Raw genomic sequence first — 731 nt, forward strand, 5'->3', positions numbered from 1 at the left:
CTGTTCAAGTGAGATGCCTCTCTCCCTAGAGGCGGATTTATGTGTTCTTAATTGAGAAAGAGCTACCATAGCAGCTCTAGCATTATTCAAAGGTGTTTTACTACCCAATCTTTTTGCTAAAACATTTTTTATGCCGGCTAATTCTAAAACTGTTCTTATTGAACCACCAGCAATTACACCTGTACCTGGGGCAGCTGGTCTAATTAGAACATTTGCAGCACCATCTCGACCTAAAGATAAAGTCGGTATTGAATTATTTGGGGTTAAAGGAACCTTAACAAGATTCTTTTTACCATCTGAAACTCCCTTTCTCACCGCACCAATAACATCCCCTGCTTTACCAACTCCAACTCCAACTTGACCTTTTTCGTTACCTACTACAACAATTGCTCTAAAACTCATTTTTTTTCCACCCTTAACAGTCTTAGAAACGCGTCGAATTTGAACAACTCTTTCTTGCCAATCAGAATCTCTCTCTAGATTTTTTGAATCACCTCTTCTATTTCTTTTTCGATCATTACGATTATTCTTTTTTTGTTCTACGGGCGTAGCTCCAGGAACATTATCGTTCTTGGATTGAATTTCTTGTTTTGTTGGAGTGTCAGTCATAGTAAAAAATTAAGAGTTAGAATTCTAGGCCAGCTTCACGAGCAGCATCTGCAAGTGCTTTTACTCTCCCGTGATATAAATTACCTCCACGGTCAAAAATTACTTGCTTAATACCTTTTTTT

2 protein-coding genes are annotated in these 731 nt (G+C 37.9%); both read right to left on the bottom strand.

Going from position 1 to position 731, the window contains the following annotated elements; all coding sequences use genetic code 11:
• Positions 1 to 609 (bottom strand): 30S ribosomal protein S5 (gene rpsE / locus AMO19_RS05130; RefSeq protein WP_075507594.1); only part of this gene is annotated, 609 nt, incomplete at its 3' end.
• A gap of 16 nt (positions 610 to 625) precedes the next feature.
• On the bottom strand, positions 626 to 731 hold a 106-nt coding region (locus AMO19_RS05135; RefSeq protein WP_306452420.1), incomplete at its 5' end, for a 50S ribosomal protein L18.

The sequence above is a fragment of the Prochlorococcus marinus genome (assembly GCF_001180245.1).
Taxonomy (GTDB): domain Bacteria; phylum Cyanobacteriota; class Cyanobacteriia; order PCC-6307; family Cyanobiaceae; genus Prochlorococcus_A; species Prochlorococcus_A marinus_F.